The 19,322-nt window shown below is 68.2% G+C and carries 22 protein-coding genes and 1 tRNA gene; 13 read left to right on the forward strand and 10 right to left on the reverse strand.

The genetic code is table 11. The annotated features are described in order from the left end of the window. Positions 1-15 precede the first annotated feature (15 nt). Complete coding sequence (locus OLX02_RS06045) at positions 16-2,088, reverse strand: TonB-dependent receptor (RefSeq protein WP_264421096.1); 2,073 nt, start codon at positions 2,086-2,088, stop codon at positions 16-18. 156 nt (positions 2,089-2,244) lie between these two features. Here OLX02_RS06045 and arsC point away from each other — a divergent pair, with 156 nt between their 5' ends. Next, positions 2,245-2,586 carry an arsenate reductase (glutaredoxin) gene (gene arsC, locus OLX02_RS06050; protein WP_264421098.1) on the forward strand — a complete coding sequence of 114 codons (342 nt, stop codon included), beginning with the start codon at positions 2,245-2,247 and terminating at the stop codon, positions 2,584-2,586. Positions 2,587-2,604: 18 nt separating this feature from the next. On the opposite strand, the gene OLX02_RS06055 is transcribed toward arsC, so the two are convergent. The 4 genes from OLX02_RS06055 to OLX02_RS06070 all read right to left on the reverse strand — a co-directional run bounded on the left by OLX02_RS06055 (position 2,605) and on the right by OLX02_RS06070 (position 5,253). Then, entirely contained in the window at positions 2,605-2,727 is a 123-nt protein-coding gene (locus OLX02_RS06055; protein ID WP_264421100.1) for a hypothetical protein, read from the reverse strand. A gap of 41 nt (positions 2,728-2,768) precedes the next feature. After that, entirely contained in the window at positions 2,769-3,911 is a 1,143-nt protein-coding gene (locus OLX02_RS06060) for a M14-type cytosolic carboxypeptidase (RefSeq protein ID WP_264421102.1), read from the reverse strand. Further along, positions 3,908-4,489 (reverse strand): DUF4136 domain-containing protein, encoded by a 582-nt coding sequence (locus OLX02_RS06065; RefSeq protein WP_264421104.1) that lies wholly within the window; start codon positions 4,487-4,489, stop codon positions 3,908-3,910. Before OLX02_RS06065 ends, OLX02_RS06060 begins: the two co-directional genes overlap by 4 nt. Before the next feature lie 77 nt (positions 4,490-4,566). Continuing rightward, on the reverse strand, positions 4,567-5,253 hold the full coding sequence (locus OLX02_RS06070) for a DUF4136 domain-containing protein (RefSeq protein WP_264421106.1): 687 nt from the start codon (positions 5,251-5,253) through the stop codon (positions 4,567-4,569). Between the two features lie 154 nt (positions 5,254-5,407). Between OLX02_RS06070 and galE the strand changes: the two genes are divergently transcribed. The 3 genes from galE to OLX02_RS06085 all read left to right on the forward strand — a co-directional run bounded on the left by galE (position 5,408) and on the right by OLX02_RS06085 (position 7,370). Continuing rightward, positions 5,408-6,409 (forward strand): UDP-glucose 4-epimerase GalE, encoded by a 1,002-nt coding sequence (gene galE, locus OLX02_RS06075; protein WP_264421107.1) that lies wholly within the window; start codon positions 5,408-5,410, stop codon positions 6,407-6,409. A gap of 84 nt (positions 6,410-6,493) precedes the next feature. Next, complete coding sequence (gene ykgO / locus OLX02_RS06080; protein ID WP_054122357.1) at positions 6,494-6,619, forward strand: type B 50S ribosomal protein L36; 126 nt, start codon at positions 6,494-6,496, stop codon at positions 6,617-6,619. A gap of 139 nt (positions 6,620-6,758) precedes the next feature. Further along, positions 6,759-7,370: an HAD-IA family hydrolase gene (locus OLX02_RS06085; protein WP_264421112.1), complete on the forward strand. Its 612-nt coding sequence runs from the start codon at positions 6,759-6,761 to the stop codon at positions 7,368-7,370. Between the two features lie 16 nt (positions 7,371-7,386). Here the strand turns inward: OLX02_RS06085 and pgeF are convergent, their stop codons facing one another. Both pgeF and pepN read right to left on the reverse strand, forming a co-directional pair. Further along, on the reverse strand, positions 7,387-8,151 hold the full coding sequence (pgeF, locus tag OLX02_RS06090) for a peptidoglycan editing factor PgeF (protein ID WP_264421113.1): 765 nt from the start codon (positions 8,149-8,151) through the stop codon (positions 7,387-7,389). Continuing rightward, on the reverse strand, positions 8,148-10,775 hold the full coding sequence (gene pepN / locus OLX02_RS06095) for an aminopeptidase N (protein WP_264421114.1): 2,628 nt from the start codon (positions 10,773-10,775) through the stop codon (positions 8,148-8,150). The genes pgeF and pepN overlap by 4 nt, the downstream gene beginning before the upstream one ends. A 55-nt stretch (positions 10,776-10,830) precedes the next feature. Between pepN and OLX02_RS06100 the strand changes: the two genes are divergently transcribed. Further along, entirely contained in the window at positions 10,831-11,679 is an 849-nt protein-coding gene (locus OLX02_RS06100) for an SDR family oxidoreductase (protein ID WP_264421115.1), read from the forward strand. On the opposite strand, the gene OLX02_RS06105 is transcribed toward OLX02_RS06100, so the two are convergent. Beyond that, complete coding sequence (locus tag OLX02_RS06105; RefSeq protein WP_264421116.1) at positions 11,589-12,500, reverse strand: DMT family transporter; 912 nt, start codon at positions 12,498-12,500, stop codon at positions 11,589-11,591. The genes OLX02_RS06100 and OLX02_RS06105 overlap by 91 nt on opposite strands. 18 nt (positions 12,501-12,518) lie before the next feature. Beyond that, positions 12,519-13,535 (reverse strand): threonine aldolase family protein, encoded by a 1,017-nt coding sequence (locus tag OLX02_RS06110; RefSeq protein ID WP_264421118.1) that lies wholly within the window; start codon positions 13,533-13,535, stop codon positions 12,519-12,521. A 66-nt stretch (positions 13,536-13,601) separates the two neighbouring features. On the opposite strand from OLX02_RS06110, the gene OLX02_RS06115 reads away from it, so the two are divergent. Next, positions 13,602-13,892 carry a GNAT family N-acetyltransferase gene (locus OLX02_RS06115; RefSeq protein ID WP_264421121.1) on the forward strand — a complete coding sequence of 97 codons (291 nt, stop codon included), beginning with the start codon at positions 13,602-13,604 and terminating at the stop codon, positions 13,890-13,892. 62 nt (positions 13,893-13,954) lie between these two features. On the opposite strand, the gene OLX02_RS06120 is transcribed toward OLX02_RS06115, so the two are convergent. Continuing rightward, positions 13,955-14,029: transfer RNA gene (locus OLX02_RS06120), tRNA-Thr, on the reverse strand. A gap of 128 nt (positions 14,030-14,157) precedes the next feature. Between OLX02_RS06120 and OLX02_RS06125 the strand changes: the two genes are divergently transcribed. From OLX02_RS06125 to OLX02_RS06155, 7 genes are all read left to right on the forward strand, one after another. Further along, a complete protein-coding gene (locus tag OLX02_RS06125; RefSeq protein ID WP_264421122.1) occupies positions 14,158-14,331 on the forward strand; it encodes a hypothetical protein in 174 nt (57 codons plus the stop codon). A 106-nt stretch (positions 14,332-14,437) separates the two neighbouring features. Beyond that, a complete protein-coding gene (gene gpmA, locus OLX02_RS06130; RefSeq protein WP_264421124.1) occupies positions 14,438-15,124 on the forward strand; it encodes a 2,3-diphosphoglycerate-dependent phosphoglycerate mutase in 687 nt (228 codons plus the stop codon). A 30-nt stretch (positions 15,125-15,154) separates the two neighbouring features. Further along, positions 15,155-15,640, forward strand: a complete 486-nt coding sequence (gene purE / locus OLX02_RS06135) for a 5-(carboxyamino)imidazole ribonucleotide mutase (RefSeq protein ID WP_264421126.1) — start codon at positions 15,155-15,157, stop codon at positions 15,638-15,640. A gap of 13 nt (positions 15,641-15,653) precedes the next feature. Beyond that, positions 15,654-16,712, forward strand: coding sequence for a 5-(carboxyamino)imidazole ribonucleotide synthase (locus OLX02_RS06140; protein ID WP_264421127.1), 1,059 nt, complete (start codon positions 15,654-15,656; stop codon positions 16,710-16,712). 1 nt (position 16,713) lies between these two features. Further along, positions 16,714-17,202, forward strand: a complete 489-nt coding sequence (locus tag OLX02_RS06145) for a dihydrofolate reductase (protein ID WP_264421128.1) — start codon at positions 16,714-16,716, stop codon at positions 17,200-17,202. Beyond that, complete coding sequence (locus OLX02_RS06150; protein WP_413630080.1) at positions 17,199-18,389, forward strand: dipeptidase; 1,191 nt, start codon at positions 17,199-17,201, stop codon at positions 18,387-18,389. The genes OLX02_RS06145 and OLX02_RS06150 overlap by 4 nt, the downstream gene beginning before the upstream one ends. Further along, the gene (locus OLX02_RS06155) at positions 18,386-19,309 is read left to right on the forward strand and encodes a bifunctional riboflavin kinase/FAD synthetase (RefSeq protein WP_264421129.1); all 924 of its coding nucleotides are present in this window, start codon (positions 18,386-18,388) and stop codon (positions 19,307-19,309) included. The genes OLX02_RS06150 and OLX02_RS06155 overlap by 4 nt, the downstream gene beginning before the upstream one ends. The last annotated feature ends 13 nt before the right edge of the window (positions 19,310-19,322 follow it).

The raw sequence follows: 19,322 nt of genomic DNA on the forward strand, positions 1-19,322 counted from the left end.
GCGGTCCGTGCTTTCTCAGAACTTGGCGCGGATCGTCAGGCGGGCGTTGAGCGGCTCGCCGGTCGAGATGTTGTTGTCAGTGTGCGCCGAGGGGAAATAGTCGGCGTCGAACAGGTTTTCGACGTTCAGCTGGAGCGAGACACGGTCGGACAGGGTGTAGAACGCCGCCGCATCGACGCGGGTGAAAGCGGGCAGGCGCACGGCATTGCTGATCGTGGTGTAGCTCGACGACTGGTGCGTGATGCCAAGGCCCAGGCCGAACTTGCGGGTCAGGTCGTAGCGCGTCCACGCCGACACCTGGTGGTGCGGCAACTGGGCGAGCTTGCGGCCGGAGGGCGCCGCCGTGGTCTGCGAACGCACTTCCCCTTCCTGCAGGGCATAGCCGAGGCTGGCCTGCCACTGCGGAAGGATCCGCCCCGCCAGCGACAGTTCGATGCCTTGGGCGCGGGTGCGGCCGGACAGTTCGGGCAGGCCGGTGACGGGGTTGTTGAAGCGCGAATTGTCGCGCGTCAGGCGATAGACCGCGCCGGTGAAGGCGAGGCCGGGGTTCACGTCCCACTTGAAGCCCGCCTCGATGTTCTCGAACTGCTCGGGTGCGAGCGTCGCCTGCGTGGCGTCGATCGAGGCGAACTGGTCGCCCGATTGCGGCAGGAAGCTGCGGGTGTAGCTGGCGTAAAGCGACATCTCCTTGCGCGGCTTCAGGATGATGCCGGCGCGGGGGGACCACTTGCCATCGGTGCGCGCGGCCGAGGTCGCGTTGATGCGGTCGGTCGCGGAAATGCGGAACTCGTCATAGCGAACGCCGGCGACGACTTGCAGGAACGGCGCCAGTTCGATCTGGTCCTGCACATAGGCCGACCACGTATCGACCTTGCTCAGCGTCGATCGGCTGGGCGCGGCGAAGATCGCGGAGGGCACGGTCAGCCGCTTGGCCAGCGTGACCACGTTCGAGCCGGAAAAGACCGGGTCCGAGCGCAGGCCGGTGGTTTCCTGGCTGGAGGCTTCCAGACCGGCGAGCAGGGTGTGGCCGATGCCGCCGGTGCGGCCTTCCCACACGAGGTTGGCCTGCCCGATCCAGCTTTCGCGCACGTTGGCGCTGCTGTAGCCCGACAGCGTGACGGTCTGCGTGGCGGGGTTCACCGCCGAAGCGGCGAAGAGGTTGCCGTAATACTTGTCGGTGTGGCTGTACTGGCCGATCACGTTGAAGGTCAGGTTGTCCGTCAGCTGGTGGTCGATGCGGGCCTGCGCGATGTGCGCGGTGACGCGCGCCACGTTGAGCGCGCTGCTGCCGAAGAACGTGTCGTCGTAGCCGGTAAGCGGGGCGCCGTTGATCGAGGGCACGCCGCGGTCGGTGGTGCGCTCGTCGTCGTCATAGTTGTAGGACAGCTCGATACGGGTGTCGGCATCGGGCTCGAACGCCAGCGTGGGGTTCACGCCGATGAAGCGGCCTCCGAAGTCCTGCCGGTGGTTGTCGAACTCCTCGTAGGTGGCGTTCAGGCGGGCGCCCAGCTTTTCGCCGAGCGGCTGGTTGAGGTCGCCCGCGACAGAGAAGGCGCCGAAGGTATCGACGCTGGCGGCGACCGCGCCCTTGGTCCCGGCGAGGTCGGGGGTCTTGCTGACGCGGTTGATCACCCCGCCGCCGCCGCCGCGGCCGAACAGTAGCGCGTTGGCGCCCTTGAGCACTTCGACGCGCTCGATGTTGTAGAGCGAGCGATAGTACTGCGTGTCGTCGCGCAGCCCGTCGAGATAGAAGTCCGCGGTGGTGTTCTGCCCGCGCAGCGTGACCTGGTCGCGGTGGCCTTCGCCCTGGCCCAGCACCACGCCCGGAACGTAGCGCAGCGCTTCGCCCAGCTGGCTGACGGCCTGGTCGTCGAGCTGCTCGCGCGTCAGCACGGTGACCGTCTGCGGCACATCGACCAGCGGCGTGGGGGTCTTGATCGCATTGGCGTCCTCCGGGCGGTAGCCATCGGCCTTGCCGGTGACGACGATCGCCACCCGGCCTTCGGCGTCGGCGGCTTCGTCGGCGTGCGCGAAACCCGGTGCGGCGAGCATGGCGGTTCCGGCCAGCAGGAGGGCGATGCGATTCATGGTGGTCCCCTTCAAAGTCTGAACGGGTCTGTAAATGAGAGTCGTTCTCAATTGCAAGGAGGAATTGCGAATCAATCGCAATATTAACGCGAGCTTGCGCGCGGCTCCCGTGCGGCTAGGGCTGCACCAAGTGCTTCAAACGACAAGGAAGGCATCATGAAGGCGACGATCTGGCACAACCCGGGCTGCGGCACTTCGCGCAACACGCTGGCGATGCTTCAGGACGCCGGGGCAGAGGTGACGGTGATCGAATACCTCAAGACCCCGCCCTCGGCCGAAAAGCTGGCGCAGCTCTACCGCGATGCCGGGATCACGCCGCAACAAGGCCTGCGCTTGCGCGGCACCGATGCGGAAGAACGGGGCCTGCCGCAGGCTGACGATGCGACGGTGCTGGCGGCGATGGCGGCCGAGCCGAAGCTGATCGAGCGTCCGCTGGTGGAAACGGACAAGGGCGCGCGGCTGTGCCGGCCCAAGGAAAAGGTGCTGGAGATTCTCTGAGACCGCAGGTCCCGGAAATCAGATGGGAAGCGCCTTGTCGGCCAGGATCAGGGCGAGGGCGCAGCCGATCACGATCGCGCTGCGCAGCCAGTCGGCGGCGGGCAGGGCGGGAATCGCGGGAAGGGCAAGCGCAGAAGCCATGCAGCGTTCATGCGCCCCCGCCCGTTAACACGCGGTAAAGATCAGCCCGCCTCGCCCAGCCATTCGAGCAGCGCGCCGAGGCAGTCGCGACCCAGCAGCTTCGAGCGTTCGGCGCTCCACCCCTGCACCGCGCAGGGCAGGTCGTCATTGTCCTTGAACGGCATTTCCAGCGTCATCGCGACCGCGCCGAATCGCTCGGCCAGCTGGTTGGTCGACATGGTCAGGTTGGCCGCGCCGGGGCGTGCTTCGGGATAACCGCGGCGGGTCTGGAAATCGGGCGTGCGCCGTTCCAGGATCGCGCGGTAGCGGCGATAGGCCGCGCCCTGCTCCTCCTTCCACGACGGAATGCCCTCGAACCCCGCGAGGAACACGTGGGGAATGGCCTCGTCGCCGTGGACGTCCATCGCGAAATCGACGCCCGTCTGCTTCATCGCTTCCAGCACGCACAGCACTTCTGGCGAGCGTTCCGCGGTGGGCGCCGCCCATTCGCGGTTGAGGTTCACGCCAAGCGCGTTGGTGCGCAGGTGGCCGCGCGCCGATCCGTCCGGGTTCATGTTGGGCACGATGTGGAAGCGGCAGAGCTGGCGCAGCCTGCGGCCATGCGGGTCGGCCGGATCGGTCAGCAGTTCCAGTGCGCCTTCCATCCACCATTCGGCCATCGATTCGCCGGGATGCTGGCGGGCATAGAGCCAGACCTGCTTCGGTCCCTCGCCCAGTTCGAGGCAGTCGATCGGCTGGCCATCGAGGGTATGGCCGAGGCAGCACTGGGTGACGCCTTCGCTGGCAGCAGCCGAGGCAACGAGATCGTGGTGCCGGTCCATCGAATAGGGCGCGAAATAGGCGAACCAGCATGCGCCGGCCTGCGGCGCGTGGCGGATGGTGAGGGTGCCGCCGTCCTCGGCCGCATCGTAGCTGGTGTGCGCGCGGCCCCAGAACTCCCGGTCCTCGGAAAAGGCGGCGCGGTAGCCGGGCCAGCCATCGGGATAGGCCGAGCGGCCAAGGCCGGTGATCTTCAGTTCCAGCGCTCGCCCCGCCGCGCCGGTCACGCGGAAGTGGAACCACTGGAAGAAGTCCGAATCGCGGTCCTTGCGGATGGCGAGGCGCGCGCTGGCGCCATCGATGGACAGGACTTCGATATTGCCGCTGTCGAACGCGGCGTCGATCTGGATGGGGGATGCGGTCATTTCACCGTGATAGTCGCCCCGGACGTGCCGGGGAAGCCCGCGAACAGCGCATGGGCCATGCGCCGCGCGGCGGGTTCGGCCGACGCCAGCTTGCCGCCGGCTTTCTCGGTGTTCTCCGCTCGGCCTTCCCACAGCGCGCGGCCGGTCAGTCGGTCGCGGATCACCACGCTTAGCCGTGTTGCGACCAGATCCTTCGGCCGGCCGCCCAGGTCGAAGCCCACGCCCAGTCCGACGCCGCTGTGCCAGCCGCCCGTCGATCCGCCCACGCCCACCGAGACGGGGCCGCGCTGCCGGTCGCGGCGCAGTGTCTGGCGTTCCACCCGCACCTCGATCACGCGGTCGGCCGCGCCCGCCGTGGCGAAGCCCCAGCCCTGCGCGGCGAGTTCGCGGGCCACCGCATCGAGCCACACGCGGTTTTCAAGGCTGGCGGGATCGGTGCCGGGCGCGCCGGTCACGAACACCGCCCCCTTGCCCAGAATGGCAATGGTGTCCGGCGTGTGGAAGCGCGTGACTTCCACCGGCGCGGCCAGCGCGGGAGCGGCGGCAAGGAAGGCGAGCAGGGGAAGCAGGCGGCGCATGGCGGTTCCGAACGCTGGAGGAGGGCGCCGGATATGCGCCTTTTCCCCCCGCGCGCAATATCATGGGTTAGGCCGCGTCATGGATTGGCGCGGGGAACGTCCACCATCTGGCCTTCGGGAAACTTCGCGAACAAGGCGGCGGCAAGCCGCGCGGCGACGGCACCGTTGTCCAGCCCGGCATCGCCTTCGCGGCTCTGCGCCTCGGCGTGGCCTTCCCACAGGGTCTGGCCGCTGGCCTTGTCGCGGATGCGCACGTCGAGACGGGTTTCGACGATCGCCTTCCTCGGCTTCGACAGGTCGACGTTCAGCGCCAGCCCATAGCCGCTGCCGCGATTCGAGACATAAGTGCTCATTTCCCCGCTTACCGGCTTGTGCGGTGCTTCTTCGGGCACGACGGTGCGGTGGCTGACGCCCACTTGCGCGACCTGCCCCGGATCGGCGGCATTGACCGTATCGTAGCCGCGCCGCGCAAGCTCATCGACCACGGCGGCTTCATAGACGGGCAGCTTCCATTCCGCTTCGCCGCCATCGAGCGCGGCAATCACGATACGGCCCTTCCCCAGCCGGTCGCCCGCGTCCGCGGCGCGGTAGGCGGTGACCTCCACGCCGCGCGCGGGCTGCGCGGACTGGCGACCGCCGCGTTCCATCCGGGAGGAGCGCCAGCCATCATCGCCCATCGGTCCGCCGCCGGGAAAGGGCTGGGCCAGCGCGGGCAGCGGCGCGGCAGCAAGGAGAAGGGGGAGAAGAAAGGCCCGGTGGGTCATGGTCTGTTTGTCCGGCACTGGAGGTGGTGCGATCCCTGACGCGTGCGTCTGCATGACGGGCGCTGTCATGATACTGAACGGATTGTTTGGAGATTCCATGCGATGCTTATGCTGCTAGTGCGAAGAAGATCGCGGCAACAGGGGTGATTCGCGCATGAAGGTTCCCGTCCTCGTTACCGGTGGTGCCGGCTATATCGGCAGCCATGCGGTGCTCGCGCTCAAGGATGCGGGCTGGCCGGTCGCGGTGATCGACAACCTGACCACCGGCTTCCGCTTCGCCATTCCCGAAGGCGTGCCGCTTTACGAAGGCGATATCGAGGATGGCGCCCTGGTGGCGCGGATCATCGCCGAGCAGGGCATCAAGGCGATCATGCATTTCGCCGGCTCGATCATCGTGCCCGAATCGGTCGAGAACCCGCTGAAATATTATCACAACAACACCGCCAAGAGCCGCGCGCTGATCGAATCGGCGGTGAAGGGCGGCGTGCAGCACTTCATCTTCTCTTCCACCGCGGCGACCTACGGCATTCCCGAAGTCTCTCCGGTGACCGAGGACTGCCCCCGGCAGCCGATCAACCCCTACGGCATGTCGAAGCTGATGACCGAGTTCATGCTGGCCGACACCGCGAAAGCGCATCCGATCAATTACTGCGCGCTGCGCTATTTCAACGTGGCCGGCGCCGATCCGCAGGCGCGCACCGGCCAGTCCACCGCCGGCGCCACCCACCTGATCAAGGTCGCGGTCGAGGCGGCGCTGGGCAAGCGCGGCGGCGTGGCGGTGTTCGGCACCGACTATGACACGCCCGACGGCACCGGCGTGCGCGACTATATCCACGTGTCCGACCTTGCAGCCGCGCACGTGCTGGCGCTGGAAGGGCTGATCGCGCAGCCGGCGCGCTCGCTCACCATGAATTGCGGCTATGGGCGCGGGTTCTCGGTGCTCGAAGTGCTCGATGCGGTGGACCGCGTGACCAATCGCAAGATCCAGCGCAACCTGGAAGGGCGCCGCGCGGGCGACCCCGATTCGCTGATCTCAGACAACAGCCGGATCAAGGCGACGCTGCCGTGGGTGCCCAGGTATGCCGATCTTGAAACGATCGTCACGCACGCGCTGGCGTGGGAGCGCAGGCTTTCCGAAATCCGCCCGGACGCCTGAGCGGCGGTTGACTTTCCACAGGCCCGCCCTTAACGGCGGCGCTTCAATTTTCGGCCCGGTCGATGTCGGGCAAAGGGATTCGACATGAAGATTCGCAACAGCCTGAAGTCGCTCAAGGACCGCCACCGGGACAACCGCGTCATCCGTCGTCGTGGCCGGACCTATGTCATCAACAAGACCCAGAAGCGCTTCAAGGCCCGCCAGGGCTGATTGCGTCCTGTCCCTGCATTCGCAGGGACGGCGCAGCGCCGATGCCTTGATACGTTGATGCATCCGCATTGATGTCAGGCACGAAGCCCTCGCCATCCGGCGGGGGCGCTTTCGTTTGTGCGCGCCGGGAGTGCTTGGGATGCGGCAGGTCGATGCGGTTGTCTGGGACGTGGGCCGGGTGCTGGTTCAGTGGGACCTCTCGCGCATCTACCGCGACCTGATTCCCGATCCCGCCGAGCGCGCCGCTTTCACGTCCGCCGTGGTGACCGAGGACTGGCACGCGCAGCACGACGCGGGCGTGCCGCTAGCCGACATGGTCGCCGCGCGCAGCGCCGAATATCCGCAGCACGCCGCGCTGATCGATCGCTACCGCACGCACTGGCTCGAATCGGTGCCGGGGCCGGTCGAAGGCACCCATCCGCTGGTCGAGCGGCTCACCGCCCAGGGCGTGCCGCAGTTCTGCATCACCAACTTCGGCGTCGATACCTGGGCGATGTTCCGCCCGACTTTCCCGATTCTCGATCACTTTGCGGAGATCGTCGTGTCCGGCGCGGAACGGCTGGTGAAGCCCGATCCCGCCATCTTCCACCTCGCCGCCGGCCGCTTCGACCATGCGCCCGACCGGATGGTATTCATCGACGACAACGCCGCCAACGTGGCGAGCGCGGCCGCGCTCGGGTGGAAGGTTCACCACTTCGGCGGCGATGTGGATGCGCTGGAAGCCGACCTGAAAGCGCTCGGCGTCCTCTGACGCCTCGGCCCGCGCCTCAGCGCAGGCCGATCAGCGAGATCTCGCGGCCATAGCCCGGTTCGCTCCGGTGCGTGGCGCGGCGGAACGAATAGAACCGCTCCTCCTGCGCGTAAGTGTCCTCGCCCAGCATCGCGACCGTGCCGATTCCGGCCGCGCGCAGCCGTTCGGCGACATAGCCTTCCAGATCGAACCAGGCGTGGCCCGGCTTGCCCGCGCGGAAGAAGCGTTCGTTCTCGTCCGCGGCTTCCAGGAAGCGGCGCTCGAAGGCCTCGTCGACCTCATAGCTTTTCTGGGCGATGCAGGGGCCGACGACGGCGGCGATGTCCGCCCGGTGCGCGCCGAGCGCTTCCATCGCCGCGATCGTGTTGTCGGTCACGCCCGTGAACGCGCCTTTCCAGCCCGCATGTGCCGCGCCGATCACGCCTGCTTTCCCATCGTGGAACAGCACCGGCGCGCAATCGGCGGTTAGGATGCCCAGCAGCACGCCGGGCCGGCTTGTGACCAGGGCATCGGCATGGGGCCGCGCATCGTCGGCCCATGGCTCGGTCACGGTCACCGCATCGGGTGAATGGACCTGGTAGCAGCACACCAGCCGCGCGCCCGGCAGCACGGCCTCGCCCGCGCGGCGGCGATTCTCGGCCGTGAGCGCGGGATCGTCCTCGGAAAAGCTGACGTTCAGCCCGGCGAGCACGCCGGTGCTGACTCCGCCCTTGCGGCCAAGGAAACCGTGCGCCGCACCGGCCAGCGCGGGATGGGTCAGGACGTCGACCGGTTCGCTCACCCCTCAAGGCTCCGCGTGACCTGCTCGCGCACGTCGCGCGACAGCGCGGGGGCGGTGGCGATGCGTTCCAGCTCGGCGCGCATCAGCGCGGCGCGCTTCGGCTCCACCTTGCGCCAGCGGCCCAGCGGCGGGACGAAGCGCGCGGCGACATTGCCGTTGATCGGATCGAGTCGCAGGATCAGGTCGGCGATCAGGCGATACCCTTCCCCGTCCGCCTTGTGGAACGCGCCGGGATTGGCGGCGAAGGCCATGTAAAGCGCGCGCACCCGGTTGGGGTTGGTTATGGTGAAGTCGGCATGGCCGGCCAGCGCCTTGACGTGTTCGATGGCGCGGGGGTGGAGCGAGCCGGCCTGGAGCGAGAACCACTTGTCGATCACCAGCATGTTGCCGGCGAAGCGCGCGTGGAAATCGGCCAGCGCGGCCTCGCGCTCGGGCAGGTCCAGCCCGGCAAGCACCATCAGCGCGCCCTGCCGGTCGGTCATGTTGTCGGCGCCGTCATATTGCGCCTTGGCGCGGCGGGCGGCCTCGGCCGGATCGGCGGGGGCGAGATAGACCAGCGCCTGCGTCTTCAGCTTGCGCGCACCGCGCGCCTCGGCCGAGAGGCTGTAGGGCACCGCCGCGCAGCGATCGTGCAGCGCCTGCCACTGGGGCTTGAGCGTGGTGCCGAGCCATGACTTCAGCGCCTCGCGCTCGTCGTGGACCTTGCCCGGATCGACGTTGGCGATCTGCTCGGCAAGGTAGCCTTCGCCGGGCAGGATCACGAGTTCGCCTCGCATCAGGTCGTCGAGCGCGGTGTCTGCGAGGATCGCCGCCATGGCGCCGCCGATGGCCTCGCGGCCGGCGCTGCGGCTTTCGCTGGTCAGGCGGCCTTCCACTGCGGCGACGAGGTGCTGGACGACAAGCTGCTGCATCGCCTCATACCGGGCGAAGGGATCGTCGTCGTGCGCGGCGAGGAACACGAGATCCTCGGTCGTCGCGGGCGACTGGATGGCCACCGGCGCGGAAAAGCCGCGGTTGATCGACAGCACCGGCGGCGCGGTGTGGCCGGGGAACGTGAAGACCTGCTCTGCCTCGGTCAGCACCAGCAGCTGTTCACCGCCATGCCGGCCGGTGGTGCGGTCGAACAGCGCGGTGCGCAGCGGGATGACCATGGGCTGCTTGTCCGGCTGGCCGGGGGTGGCGGGCACGGTCTGGCGCAGCGTGAGCGTGATGGTATCGCCTGCGTGGGCGAGCGAAACGTCGACCTTCGGGGTGCCGGCCTGCTCGTACCAGCGGCGGAACTGGCCGAGATCGAGCCCCGCGCCGTCCTCTATCGCGCGCACGAAGTCCTCGCAGGTCGCCGCTTCGCCGTCGTGGCGTTCAAAGTAGAGGTCGGTGCCTTTCCGGAACCGTTCGGTGCCCGCCAGGACGGTCATCATGCGGATCACCTCGGCGCCCTTGTTATAGACCGTCGCGGTGTAGAAGTTGCTGATTTCCTGATAGACATCCGGACGGATCGGATGCGCCAGCGGCCCCGAATCCTCGGGGAACTGGGCGGCGCGCAGCACCCGCACATCCTCGATCCGCTTGACCGGAGCCGATCCCCGGTCCGCGCTGAACTGCTGGTCGCGCAGCACGGTGAAGCCTTCCTTCAGGCTCAGCTGGAACCAGTCGCGGCAGGTTACGCGGTTGCCCGACCAGTTGTGGAAGTATTCGTGCGCGACCACGCCTTCGATCGCGTCGTAGTCGCCGTCGGTGGCCGTTTCCGGATCGGCAAGAATGTAGCGCGTGTTGAAGATGTTGAGGCCCTTGTTCTCCATCGCGCCGGCGTTGAAATCGGCCACGGCGACGATGTTGAACAGGTCGAGGTCGTATTCGCGGCCATAGACATCCTCGTCCCACTTCATCGAGGCGATCAGGCTGCGCATCGCATGGTCGGTGCGGGTTTCGTCACCTGCGCGCACATAGATGGCGAGATCGACCTTGCGGCCCGAGCGGGTGGTGAACACATCGCGCGAGGCGACGAGATCGCCCGCGACGAGCGCGAAGAGATACGAGGGCTTGGGCCAGGGATCGTGCCATTCGGCCCAGTGCGTGCCGTCAGCGCCTTCGCCCGAGGCGATCGGGTTGCCGTTGGACAGCAGAACCGGGAAGGCTGCCTTTTCGCCGCTCATCCGCACGCGGTAGACCGACAGCACGTCGGGCCGGTCGGGGAAGAAGGCGATGCGGCGGAAGCCTTCGGCCTCGCACTGCGTGCACAGCATCCCGCCCGAGGCATAGAGGCCCGAAAGTTGGGTATTGGCGGAAGGATCGACCGTGGTTTCGATGGTGACGGTGTGCGCGTCGCCCGGCAGGTCGAGCACGAGGTCGTCCCCGTCCATATGCCAGTCGTTGTGCGGCTGCCCATCGACCGCGACGCTGCCGGCGGTCAGGCCCTCGCCGTTGAGGCGCAGGGTCGAACCGCCAGGACCAGCCGGATTGCGCGCGACCTTCAGTTCGCTGACCACCTTGGTGGCGTTGAGCGAGAGTGCGAAATCGAGCGCGATTTCCGGCACCAGCCATTCGGGCGGGCGGTAATCCTTGCGCCGGACGACTTGGGCACCGACTTCGGCGGGGGCGGGCGGCGTGTTCGACAGGTCGTTCATCTGCCCTAGGTAGGGAGCGGTTGTGGCAGGGGCAATTCGCGATATGGTCCAAAACATGGCGAACCTGCTGATTTTCGGAATGGGATACACCGCGCAGGCGCTGGCGGCGCGGCTGCGCGGGCAAGGGTGGACCGTGCGCGGCACCGGCCGCGCGGGCGATCTGGACTTTGCCGACCGCGGCGCGGTGGCGGGGGCGCTGGCCGGGGCGAGCCACGTGCTTTCATCGGTTCCGCCGGCGCGCGAAGGCGGCGATCCGGTGCTGGATGCCTATGGCGATCTGCTGCGCGGCGGCGCGGGGCCGTGGATCGGCTACCTCTCCTCGACCGGGGTCTATGGCGACGTGGGCGGCGCCTGGGTGGACGAAAGCGCACCCGTCGGCGGCGGGCGGCGCACTGCGCGAGTGGAGGCGGATCTGGCATGGCAGGCGCTGGGCGAGCGGGTGCGCGTGTTCCGCCTGCCGGGCATCTACGGGCCGGGGCGCAGCGCGCTCGACCGCGTGCGCGAAGGCGCGGCGCACCGCATCGCCATTCCGGGGCAGGTGTTCAGCCGCGTCCACGTGGAGGATATCGTCTCCGGCGTGATGGCCGCGATGGGCGCTCCCGGCGGCGTCTACAATCTGGCGGACGACCTGCCTTGCAGCCAGAACGCGGTGATCGAGGAAGCGGCGCGGTTGCTGGGCGTGCCGCCTCCGCCGATGCAGACGCTGGAGGAAGCGCGGCTCTCACCCATGGCACGGGCCTTCTATGCCGAGAATCGGCGCGTCGCGAACGGCAAGGCGAAACGGCTGCTGGGCTGGCGGCCGGACTGGCCGACCTACCGCGAAGGGCTGCGCGCCTTGAGCGCCACGACCAGCCCCAGCATCGCCAGCGCCGAGCCGGCGGCAGCGAGCAGCGACCAGGCATAGCCTTCGAACAGCGTGGACAGCAGCATCGCCACCACCGGGATGATGACGCTGGAATAGGCTGCGCGGCCTGGGCCAAGATCGCGCAGCAGCCGCGAATAGATCGGGAAAGTCAGCACCGAACCGAGCAGCGCGAGATAGGCGATGCCGCCGAAATAGCCGGTGCGCATCTCGAACTGCGGCGGACCGTGGAGCGCCCACGCCACGGCGACGTCGGCGAGCGTGCCCCACAGCATGGCCCACGCCAGTAGCGCCACCGGGGAATGGCGGCGCGCTTCGGCGCTGGCCTGAAGCACGTTGGCGCCCGACGCGCTGATCAGCCCGGCAAGCGTCAGCGCCACGCCCAGCGGCACCTGCCCGCCCGGCGGGGCCAGGCGGTATTCGTGGAGCAGCAGCAGCGCGATGCCGGCGAGCGCAATGGCCGATCCGGCGACGAAGCCGCGCGTGATTCGCTGGCCAAGGAATGCGCGGGCGAGCAGTGAATTGGGCACCAGCAGCAGCGCAAACAGCACCGCCACGATGCCGGATGTGAGGAAGCGTTCGGCGCGGTAGACGAACTGGAAGTTCAGGCAGAACTGCAGCACGCCGATCAGCAGCGCGAGGCGCTGGCCTGCCCGCCCGAGTGCCAGCTTTTCGCCCCGCAGCGCGGCCAGCACGAACATTGCCGTGCCGGCGAGGGCGAAGCGCCAGACCACCGACCAGCTTGGCGGTACGGTGCCGATCTGATCCTTGATCACGAGCCAGGTCGATCCCCAGACCAGCGTGATAAGGGCGAATCCCGCGATGGTGCGCGGGGTCCACGGATGGTCCGCGGGCTGGCTCATGGCTGGTTCACGGATGGGTCAGAGCGCGGCGATGGCGCGGGCGAGCGCGCCGACGTGGGCCGGGTCGCTGTTCCATGCGGTAACGAGCCGCGCGGCGCCGGGCGCGCCAGCGGGCGCGGGCCAGTCGTAGAAATCGAAGCCCTGCGCGTGGAGCGCGGCCTGCTCGGCGGGCGAAAGCACCACGAAGACCTCGTTCGCCTCGACCGGATGGAACAGGCGGCTGCCGCAGGCGGCGGCGATTTCCTGCGCGGCTGCATTGGCGGCGCGGCCGTTTTCCAGCCAGAGGTCGCCCTCCACCATCGCCAGCACCTGCGCGGCAAGATAGCGCCCCTTGGACTGGAGGTGCCCGGCGCGCTTGCGGCGATAGCGCACCACGTCTGCCAGCTGCGGATCGAAGAACACCAGCGCTTCGGCGTTCATGCCGCCGTTCTTGACGAAGCCGAACGACAGGATCGAGACGCCGGCCTGCGCGGTCACTTCGGCAGGGTGGCAGCCAAGGTGCGCCACTGCGTTGGCAAAGCGTGCGCCGTCCATGTGCAGTCCCAGATCGCGCTCTGCCGCAAGGCTGCCGATGGCGGCCACTTCGCGCGGGGCATAGGCGCGGCCATATTCGGTCGCCTGCGTGATAGAGATGGCGTGGGGCTGCACCTGATGCACGTCGTTGCGGATCGGGTCGATCACCGCGCGGATCGCATCGGGGGTCAGCTTCGCGCCTTCGCCGTCCGCCAGCAGAAGCTTGGCGCCGTGGGTGAAGAAACCCGGGGCGCCGCCTTCGTCGACTTCGATATGCGCTTCGCGGTGGCAGACCACGCCGCCGTGGGGCGGGACCATCGCGGCGAGCGCGAGGCAGTTGGCGGCCGTGCCGGTGGCGACCCACAGCGCGGTGCATTCGGTGCCGAACAGCGTGGAGAAGGCATCGTCGAGCCGCGCGCTCATGGCGTCGCCGTCATACGCAGCGTCGGCATGGTCCGCATCGTGCAGCGCCTGCCATACACGGGGGTGGACGGCGGCGGCGTTGTCGGAGAAGAATTTCATATGAAACCGCCTTAGGCTCGGCGCGTTGCGGGTCAAGGTGCAGGATAGAACAAGGACGGCGACGGCATGAGCGAAGTAACGGTGGCGCACCTCAACCAGGGTGCACGGGGCGAATACCACGCGCGGGTCGAAGGCAGCGAGGCCATCGGCCGGCTGACTTACAAGCGCGAAGGCGATGTGCTGATTGCGGACCACACGCTGGTACCCACGGAAATCGGCGGGCGCGGCGTGGCGGGCAAGCTGGTGGATGCGCTGATCGCGGATGCGCGCGCGTTCGGCTGGAAGATCGAGCCCGAATGCAGCTACGTCGAAGCGGCGTTCCGGCGCCATCCCGAGTGGGCCGACCTGAGGGCCTGACCTCTCCGGGGCAGGGCCTTGGGGCCTGAGCGGCCATCATCCGATCGCGGGTGGGAGGGAAATGGTGCTGCTGGGGAGGATTGAACTCCCGACCTCAGCCTTACCAAGGATGCGCTCTACCACTGAGCTACAGCAGCACACCATTTCCATCGCTGCCCGGTGCCGAACGGCGTCGGCGGCGGGCAGGGGCGCGCTTTGGCGGCGAGGGTCGCCTTTGTCAAGCGCGGGCTTGCGACGTCATCGACAAGACGGCACAGCAAGCGCCATGAATGACGCAACAGCCAAGATGACGCGCGAGGAACGGCTGGCCGAGCGCCTGCGCGAGAACCTTCGGCGGCGCAAGGCACAGGCCCGCGCGCTGGACGGGCGCGCTTCCGAATCGGCTGGCCGGGAAGGTGCGGGCAGTGATTCGCACCCGGATGATCCGCCGACCGGCTGAAACCGGCCCAATCTGGCCGCCCGCCCTTTCCAAAACGCAGGGCCGGCGCTAGGGGCGCGTGTTCAACTTACGCCCTTTGTCACGAAGCCACGTCGCAGGAGCGCAGATGCCTCGCCTGATTCTGATCCGCCACGGCCAGTCCCAATGGAATCTCGAAAACCGTTTCACCGGCTGGTGGGATGTCGACGTGACCGAAAAGGGCGCGGCCGAGGCTTTTGCGGCGGGCCAGCTGCTCAAGGACAGGGGCGTGCTGCCGACCACGGCGTTCACCTCGCTCCAGACCCGTGCGATCAAGACGCTGCATCTCGCGCTCGAAGCCGCCGGCCGCCTGTGGATTCCCGAGGACAAGGACTGGCGCCTCAACGAGCGGCACTATGGCGGCCTGACCGGGCTGGACAAGGCCGAGACCGCCGCCAAGCACGGCGAGGACCAGGTCAAGGTGTGGCGCCGCAGCTTCGACACCCCGCCGCCCCCGCTCGACGCGGGCAGCGAGTTCGACCTCTCGGGCGACCCGCGCTATGCGGGCATTCCGGTCCCTGCGACCGAAAGCCTCAAGGACACCATCGCCCGCGCACTGCCGTGCTGGGAGGAAAAGATCGCACCCGCGCTGAAGGCGGGCGAGACGGTGATCGTTTCGGCGCACGGCAATTCGCTGCGCGCGCTGGTCAAGCACCTGTCGGGCATTTCCGATGACGACATCACCGGGTTGGAAATTCCGACCGGCCAGCCGATCGTCTACGAACTGGCGGACGACCTGTCCGAAATCGAGCGCTATTACCTGTCCGAGCGCTGAGGCGCCGGCTCGGGGGAGGGGCATGAAGGAATGAGCGAGACGCCCTTGGTTGCCATCGTGATGGGCAGCCAGTCCGACTGGGAAACGATGAAGAACGCCGGGGCCGTGCTTGAAAAGCTGGGCGTGGCGCACGAATGCCGCATCGTTTCCGCGCACCGCACGCCTGATCGGCTGGTCGCGTTCGCCAAGGGCGCGCACCTTGAAGGCTTCAAGGTGGTGATCGCGGGCGCCGGCGGCGCCGCGCACCTGCCGGGCATGGTTGCGTCGATGACGCATCTGCCGGTGCTGGGCGTTCCTGTGGAATCGAAGGCGCTCAAGGGCATGGATTCGCTGCTGTCGATCGTCCAGATGCCGGGCGGTATCCCGGTCGGCACGCTCGCCATCGGCGTGCCGGGCGCAACCAATGCCGGTATTCTTGCCGCCTCGATTCTCGCCACCTCGGACGAGGCGCTGGCCGGGCGCCTGGTTGCCTTCCGCGCCGCGCAGACCGATTCGGTCGCCGAGCGGCCGTCCTGACACGGAGGCACGCATGATTCCGCCGGGCGAAACCATCGGCATCCTCGGCGGCGGTCAGCTTGGCCGGATGATCGCGCTTGCCGCAGCGAACCTCGGCTATCGCTGCCACGTCTATGCGCCCGAGGCGGATTCGATCGCGGCCGACGTCTGTGCCGGCTTCACGCAAGGCGACTATGACGACGAGGCGAAGCTCGCCGAATTCGCGCAGGGCTGCGCCGTCGTCACCTACGAGTTCGAGAACGTCGCTGCCGCGCCGCTGGCGGCCGTGGCCGCCCACGCCCCGCTCCACCCACCGGCCCGCGCGCTGGAAGCGGCGCAGGACCGCGTGGCCGAGAAGGTGTTCGTGGAAGCGCTGGGCGGACGCCCCGCACCGTGGGCTGCGGTCGATTCGGCGCAGGACCTGGCCGATGCTGCCCACCGCATCGGCACGCCCGGTGTGCTCAAGACCCGGCGCGACGGCTACGACGGCAAGGGCCAGTGGCGAATCATGTCGCCGGCCGATGTCGATGCCGTAGCCCTGCCGGGCAAGCCGCTGGTCTACGAAGGCTTCGTCACGTTCGGCGCCGAGTTCTCGGTGATCCTGGTGCGCGGCGCGGACGGCGACGTGCGCTTCTGGGATTCAGCCGAAAACGTTCACAAGAACGGCATTCTGGACCGGTCGACCGTCCCCGCCTGCAACCTGATCGCGGGCCAGGTGGACGAAGCTCGCGCGCTGGCGAAGAAGGTGGCCGAGGCGCTGGATTATGTCGGCGTGCTGACGCTGGAGTTCTTCGCCACGGCGGATGGTCCGGTGTTCAACGAAATGGCGCCGCGCGTGCACAATTCGGGGCACTGGACGATCGAAGGCGCGCTCACCAGCCAGTTCGAGAACCACGTCCGCGCGATCTGCGGGTTGCCGCTCGGCTCCACCGCGCTCGCCGCGAAGGGCGTGGTGATGGACAACCTCATCGGCGACGACGCGCACGATTGGCCCAAGATCCTGTCCGACCCGGCCAACCACCTGCACCTTTATGGCAAGGCGGCGGTGCGGCCCGGTCGCAAGATGGGCCACGTGACGCGGCTGGTGCTGTAAGGTGCCGCGCGAGGTCTTCCTCGTGGTGGCGCGCGCCGCCGACGGGACGATCGGCGACAAGGGCCGCCTCGCCTGGCACATTCCGGCGGATCTCAAGCGGTTCAAGGCCCTGACCATGGGCAAGCCGATGATCATGGGCCGCAAGACGTTCGAATCGCTGCCCGGCCTTCTGCCCGGCCGCCGCCACATCGTGCTGACGCGCGATGCCCGCTGGCAGGCGGCGGGCGCAGAGGTGGTGCACGATGTCGCCGCCGCGCTGGCGCTGGCCGGTGAAGGCGATGTCGCGGTCATCGGCGGCGCAGACGTGCTGGCGTTGTTCGAGCCGCTGGCCCACCGTTTCGAGCTGACCGAAGTGCATGCGGACTTTGCCGGCGACACGGTCATGCCCTATCCCACCACCGACTGGCGCGAGACGGCGCGGGAGCCGCACCCGGCAGAAGGTGGGCGGCCCGCGTTCGATTTCGTGACGCTGGAGCGGGGGACGGGATGAGCGTGAAGCGGCGGATCGCCTGGGGACTGGTTTTCACGTTGTTGTTTGCCGTGGTCTTCGTTGTCGGCCCGCTGCCGACCATGGTCGACAAGCGGATGAACGTGGTCGACGGCAAGCCGCTGATCGCGGTGAGCGAACGGGCGCGGGCGCTGCACCGCACGCTCAACATCGTCGACCTTCATGCCGATACCCTGATGTGGCGCCGCAATCCCGACGAGCGCACGGGTCACGGCCATGTCGACCTGCCACGGCTCGAAGAGGGGCGCGTCGCGCTCCAGGTCTTTTCCTCGGTCAGCAAAACCCCTCGCGGCCTGAATTATGACGCCAATGGCGCCGACAGCGACCAGCTGACCGCGCTGGTCGTGGCGCAGACGCAGCCGGTGCGGACGTGGTTCTCGCTGGCCGAGCGCAGCCTGTGGCACGCCCGGAAGCTCGACCGCGCAGTGGCCGAATCGCATGGACGGCTGGTCAAGGTGACCGGCGCGGCGGGCATCGACCAGCTGGTGGCGCGGCGGGGCGCGAACCCCGATCCGGTGGGCGCGCTGCTTTCGATCGAAGGGCTGCACGATCTGGAAGGAAAGGCCGGGAACCTCGACCGGTTCTATGCCGCGGGCTTCCGCATGGCGAGCCTGACGCACTTCTTCGACAATGAACTGGCCGGCTCGATGCACGGTCTGAAGAAGGGCGGCCTGACCCCGTTCGGCCGCGATATCGTGCGGCGGATGGAACAGAAGGGCATGATCGTGGATATCGCGCACCTCAGCCACGCGGGCGTGGCCGATGTGCTGGCGATGGCGCGCCGCCCGGTGGTGACCAGCCATGGCGGCGTGCAGGCGACCTGCGCGGTCAACCGCAACCTGACCGATGACGAGATTCGCGGCGTGGCGCGCACCGGCGGGATCATCGGAATCGGCTATTGGGAGGCGGCGGTGTGCGACACGTCGCCGCGCGCGGTCGCCAAGGCGATGCGCCACGTGCGCGATCTCGTGGGGATCGACCACGTCGCGCTGGGCAGCGATTTCGACGGCGCGACGACGACCCGCTTCGATACATCGCAACTGGTGCAGGTGACGCAGGCCCTGATCGACGAAGGCTTTTCCGACGACGAGATTCGCGCCGCGATGGGCGGTAATGCGCTGCGCATCTTGCGCGCAGGGCTGGTGCCGATGCATGGGAACCCCGCATGAGGCTCGACGCGCGTGATCCTGTTCCCGAATCCCTGCGCGGCGCGATTGTCGCGCTGGGCAATTTCGATGGTTTCCATCTCGGCCACCAGGCGGTGGCGGGAGAGGCGGTGGCATGGGCGCGGGCCGAAGGCCGCCCGGCGATCATCGCCACCTTCGATCCGCACCCGGTGCGCCATTTCCAGCCCGATGCGCTACCGTTCAGGTTGACCACGCTGGACCAGCGCGAGGAACTGTTCACTGCCGCTGGCGCCGATGCGATGCTGGTCTTCGCTTTCGACGGGGTGCTGGCGGGGATGAGCGCGCCCGATTTCGTCCGCGGGCTGCTGGCCGAACGCATCGGTGCGGCGGGCGTGGTCACGGGCGAGGACTTCACTTTCGGCAAGGCGCGCGGCGGCAACGTGGGCGTGCTGGCGGAGGTGGGCGCGACCTGCGGCATTCGCACGCGGGCGGTGGGCCCGGTGCTCGATGGCGGCGAAGTGGTGTCTTCCAGCCGCATCCGCGAGGCGATCCAGGCGGGCGAATGCGAGACCGCCGCGCGCCTGCTGACGCGGCCTTTCGCCATTCGCGGCATCGTGCAGCACGGCGACAAGGTGGGGCGGCAGCTCAACTTTCCCACGGCCAACCTCGATGTCGGCAACTACCTGCGCCCGCGCTACGGAGTCTATGCCGTCACCGGCCGGCTGCCCGGCGGACGGGTGGTGCAGGGCGCGGCCAACGTGGGTATCCGCCCGCAGTTCGATCCGCCCAAGGAACTGCTCGAACCGCACTTCTTCGATTTTTCGGGCGACCTCTATGGGCAGGAGATCGAAGTGGCGTTCCATCACTTCCTTCGGCCCGAGGCGAAGTTCGACGGTCTCGACGCGCTGATGGCGCAGATCGGGCGCGATTGCGACGAAGCGCGGCGGCTGTTGGCGGACTAGGTTTTCGCGCGAA

The sequence above is a fragment of the Novosphingobium sp. KCTC 2891 genome (assembly GCF_025938155.1).
GTDB lineage: Bacteria > Pseudomonadota > Alphaproteobacteria > Sphingomonadales > Sphingomonadaceae > Novosphingobium.

Excerpts from the sequence above, each read along its gene's own strand:
- OLX02_RS06115 (WP_264421121.1), top strand. The coding sequence starts at position 13,602 with ATGAGCGAAGTAACGGTGGCGCACCTCAACCAGGGTGCACGGGGCGAA.
- arsC (WP_264421098.1), top strand. The coding sequence starts at position 2,245 with ATGAAGGCGACGATCTGGCACAACCCGGGCTGCGGCACTTCGCGCAAC.
- purE (WP_264421126.1), top strand. The coding sequence starts at position 15,155 with ATGAGCGAGACGCCCTTGGTTGCCATCGTGATGGGCAGCCAGTCCGAC.
- OLX02_RS06100 (WP_264421115.1), top strand. The coding sequence starts at position 10,831 with ATGGCGAACCTGCTGATTTTCGGAATGGGATACACCGCGCAGGCGCTG.
- OLX02_RS06125 (WP_264421122.1), top strand. The coding sequence starts at position 14,158 with ATGAATGACGCAACAGCCAAGATGACGCGCGAGGAACGGCTGGCCGAG.
- OLX02_RS06140 (WP_264421127.1), top strand. The coding sequence starts at position 15,654 with ATGATTCCGCCGGGCGAAACCATCGGCATCCTCGGCGGCGGTCAGCTT.
- OLX02_RS06155 (WP_264421129.1), top strand. The coding sequence starts at position 18,386 with ATGAGGCTCGACGCGCGTGATCCTGTTCCCGAATCCCTGCGCGGCGCG.
- OLX02_RS06105 (WP_264421116.1), bottom strand. The coding sequence starts at position 12,500 with ATGAGCCAGCCCGCGGACCATCCGTGGACCCCGCGCACCATCGCGGGA.
- OLX02_RS06060 (WP_264421102.1), bottom strand. The coding sequence starts at position 3,911 with ATGACCGCATCCCCCATCCAGATCGACGCCGCGTTCGACAGCGGCAAT.
- ykgO (WP_054122357.1), top strand. The coding sequence starts at position 6,494 with ATGAAGATTCGCAACAGCCTGAAGTCGCTCAAGGACCGCCACCGGGAC.
- OLX02_RS06070 (WP_264421106.1), bottom strand. The coding sequence starts at position 5,253 with ATGACCCACCGGGCCTTTCTTCTCCCCCTTCTCCTTGCTGCCGCGCCG.
- pepN (WP_264421114.1), bottom strand. The coding sequence starts at position 10,775 with ATGAACGACCTGTCGAACACGCCGCCCGCCCCCGCCGAAGTCGGTGCC.
- OLX02_RS06085 (WP_264421112.1), top strand. The coding sequence starts at position 6,759 with ATGCGGCAGGTCGATGCGGTTGTCTGGGACGTGGGCCGGGTGCTGGTT.
- OLX02_RS06110 (WP_264421118.1), bottom strand. The coding sequence starts at position 13,535 with ATGAAATTCTTCTCCGACAACGCCGCCGCCGTCCACCCCCGTGTATGG.
- OLX02_RS06150 (WP_413630080.1), top strand. The coding sequence starts at position 17,199 with ATGAGCGTGAAGCGGCGGATCGCCTGGGGACTGGTTTTCACGTTGTTG.
- gpmA (WP_264421124.1), top strand. The coding sequence starts at position 14,438 with ATGCCTCGCCTGATTCTGATCCGCCACGGCCAGTCCCAATGGAATCTC.
- OLX02_RS06045 (WP_264421096.1), bottom strand. The coding sequence starts at position 2,088 with ATGAATCGCATCGCCCTCCTGCTGGCCGGAACCGCCATGCTCGCCGCA.
- OLX02_RS06055 (WP_264421100.1), bottom strand. The coding sequence starts at position 2,727 with ATGGCTTCTGCGCTTGCCCTTCCCGCGATTCCCGCCCTGCCCGCCGCC.
- OLX02_RS06065 (WP_264421104.1), bottom strand. The coding sequence starts at position 4,489 with ATGCGCCGCCTGCTTCCCCTGCTCGCCTTCCTTGCCGCCGCTCCCGCG.
- galE (WP_264421107.1), top strand. The coding sequence starts at position 5,408 with ATGAAGGTTCCCGTCCTCGTTACCGGTGGTGCCGGCTATATCGGCAGC.